General features: G+C 72.4%; 3 protein-coding genes. 2 read left to right on the forward strand and 1 reads right to left on the reverse strand.

Going from position 1 to position 3,136, the window contains the following annotated elements:
- Positions 1-240: 240 nt before the first annotated feature.
- Positions 241-618: a hypothetical protein gene (locus DJ81_RS11135; protein ID WP_094589763.1), complete on the reverse strand. Its 378-nt coding sequence runs from the start codon at positions 616-618 to the stop codon at positions 241-243.
- Positions 619-777: 159 nt separating this feature from the next.
- On the opposite strand from DJ81_RS11135, the gene DJ81_RS11140 reads away from it, so the two are divergent.
- Together DJ81_RS11140 and DJ81_RS11145 are read left to right on the forward strand one after the other, a co-directional pair.
- Complete coding sequence (locus tag DJ81_RS11140) at positions 778-1,803, forward strand: nitrogen regulation protein NR(II) (protein WP_094522089.1); 1,026 nt, start codon at positions 778-780, stop codon at positions 1,801-1,803.
- Between the two features lie 78 nt (positions 1,804-1,881).
- Positions 1,882-2,952, forward strand: coding sequence for an MBL fold metallo-hydrolase (locus DJ81_RS11145; protein ID WP_094589765.1), 1,071 nt, complete (start codon positions 1,882-1,884; stop codon positions 2,950-2,952).
- Positions 2,953-3,136: the final 184 nt, after the last annotated feature.

Consider the following 3,136-nt stretch of genomic DNA (forward strand, 5'->3'; position numbering starts at 1 on the left):
ACTAAAAGGGGCAGTCGCCGGCGGCTTCGCCGCCGGCTGCCAGAGGCGCGAAGCGCCTCGCGACTGGGGCTTGGGAGGCGTTTTCCGTCTTCCCATCAGACGGCATTTAAAAACGAGCGGCCGGGCTTTGGCGGCGTTCGCCGCGCCGGCAACGAGTTATAAATGAACGCTGGAAGCTCCGAAGCTGCTCACGCCGACGGCGACGATCCGGTACCGAATACGAACCGATCCGCGGTTTGGTTATAAACCGACGATCGCCACACCGTAGACCGCGACCGCGCCGACGACGCCGACCGCCAGCGACTTCGCGTTCAGCCGGACCGCGCGCTTCCGGTCGGCCGCCAGCGCCGCCTCGTCGAGGACTTGGTTGGTGCCGTCGCCGACGTCGAAGACGCCGACACCGGCGAAGCCGACGCAGAACCGCTCGCGGTACTGGAAGTAGCCCATCGCGGCGCCGTACAGGGGGAAGACCGCGGCGAGCAGCGTCCAGCGCGGCCATCCGACCGCGACGACGGCGGCGACGAGGGTGATCGCGAGGAGGAACGAAACGACGCCGAGGAGGAGCCGCCGTCGCTGTTGGGCCGGTCCGATGTTGCACACGCCCGGTTGATACTCCATGCGGTCGGGTAGGCGCGAGACGACGAAAACGCACCGGAACCGCACCGCGTCGGCGCCCGAACCGCACCGCTCCGGCGGCGAGGCCGCAGCGGACCCGAGCGGACGAGCGTGACGGCCCATTTATTACTGAACGGCTGAAACGAACGGACGAGAGGAGCCATGACTGAACGGTCACCCCGGGGCGAGGAGATACGGCGGTACGAGACGGTCCTCGACTCGCTGGACGACGCCGTGTACGCCGTGCGCCCCGACGGGACCATCGCGTACGTCAACGAGCGCTACGCGGAGATGAAGGGGGTGAGCCGCGATGAGCTGGTCGGAACCGAGATCTACGACTGGGTCACCGAGGAGACGGCGGAGGAGGCCAGACGGGTCCGGCGCGAGATGGCGGCGGGCGACCGCGAGACCGGCGTCGTCGAGTACGACTTTCTCACCGCGGACGGCGAGCGGTTCCCGGTCGAGATGCGCTTCAGCCTAGTGACGGGCGAGGACGGCGACGGTCTGAACCGCGTCGGCGTCATCCGGGACGTCCGCGAGCGGAAGCGCCGCGAGGAGACGCTTCGAGAGAAGAACGAGCGACTGGAGGAGTTCGCCAGCATCGTCTCGCACGACCTCCGGAACCCGCTCAGCGTCGCGCGGGGGCGGCTGGAGCTCGCCCGCGAGGAACGCGACTCCGAGCACCTCGAGGCCGTCGCCGACGCCCACGAGCGGATGGAGACGCTCATCGAGGACCTCCTGTCCCTCGCCCGCGACGGCGACGGCGCCGAGGACGCGGAGCGGATCCCCCTCCGCGAGTTCGTCGAGGCGTGCTGGGAGGGGGTCGAGACCGGCGACGCGACGCTGCGGGTCGAGACCGACCGCGCGGTCCGCGCCGACCGGAGCCGGCTCAGGCAGCTGTTCGAGAACCTCGTCCGAAACGCGGTCGAGCACGCCGGCGACGACGTCACGGTCACGGTCGGCGACCTCGACGGGGGGTTCCACGTCGCCGACGACGGCCCCGGGATCCCCGAGGGCGACCGCGAGGCGGTGTTCGAGACGGGACACTCGACCGGGGAGAACGGGACCGGCTTCGGGCTCGCGATCGTCGAGAGCGTCGCGGCGACCCAGGGCTGGGACGTCGGCGTCACCGAGAGCGCCGACGGCGGCGCCCGCTTCGAGTTTACCGGCGTCGACGTGCCGGACTGAGGCGCCCGAAGCGGGAGGGTCGATCGCCGAGGGTTCCGCGGAGGCAACCCTCAAATGCGCGCCCGACGACGGGAGGGTGTGAAGCTGATCCAGCTCGGCTACACGGTGTTCGAGGGCGCGAACGACGTCTACCTGCTCGACGGCGAGACGACCGCGCTGGTCGACACCGGCGTCGCGCTCCCGGACGTCCGCGCCGATCTGGAGGCCGGGCTCGCCGAGCACGGGGTCGCGTTCGCCGACGTCGACGCGATCGCCTTGACGCACTGGCACCCCGACCACGCGGGGCTGGCCGGCGAGATCCAGGCCGCGGGCGACGCCGACGTGTACGTCCACGAGGCGGACGCGCCCCTCGTCGACGGGACGGAGACGCCGCTCGCGGCCGACCCCGACCTCCAGCGCGAGACGTTCGACCGATGGGGGCTCCCCGAGGCGGACCAAGAGCGCCTGCGCGACTTCTTCGACGCGGTGGGAACCGATCTCAGCGGCCGCCCCGCGGAGGTGACGACGATCGCCGACGGCGACGTCGTCGGGGTCGGCGGCGTGGCCCTGGAGGCCGTCCACCTGCCGGGGCACACCGCCGGGCTCGCCGGGTTCGCATTCGACCCGCGCGAGGCCCCGGACCACGAGCCGGTCGGGCGAAGCGGTCGGGAGCCGCGGAAGGGATCCGCGGCCCCCGAGGAGCTGTTCGCCGGCGACGCGCTCCTCCCCCAGTATACCCCGAACGTCGGCGGCGCGGACGTCCGGGTCGACGCGCCGCTCGCGGCGTACGGCCGGAGCCTCGCGCGGATCGTCGAGCGGGACTTCGACGCGGCGCACCCGGGTCACCGCGAGCGGATCGACGACCCGAGCCGGCGGGCCGCGACGATCCTCGATCACCACCGCCACCGGACGCGGCGCGTGCTCGACGTCCTCGCCGACGGCGGCCCCGCGACGGCGTGGGAGGTGTCGGCGGCGCTGTTCGGCGACCTGGTCGACATCCACGTGCTCCACGGGCCCGGCGAGGCGTTCGCGCACCTCGACCACCTCGCCGACGCGGGGGTCGTCGAGCGCGACGGCGTCCGCTACCGCCTCGTCGACCCGGACCCGGACGTCGACGGGCTGTTCCCGACCACCCCGCTCGACGACGTCGTGGACGGGTCGGCGGACTGAAGCGGCCCGGCCGGTCCGGGGCCGTCGCACCGACCCGCCGCGTCGTCGACGGTCCCCGCGCTCGCCGAAAGCTATTCGTGCGGTACGGCGTATCCACGGACGTGAAGCGGGACACCCTCGCTGCGGCCCTCCTCGCCCTCCTCGCGGTCGTCGCGCTCGGCGTCGCCGCGGCGACGCTCGAGCG

The sequence above is a fragment of the Halorubrum sp. Hd13 genome (genome assembly GCF_002252755.1).
Lineage (GTDB): Archaea > Halobacteriota > Halobacteria > Halobacteriales > Haloferacaceae > Halorubrum.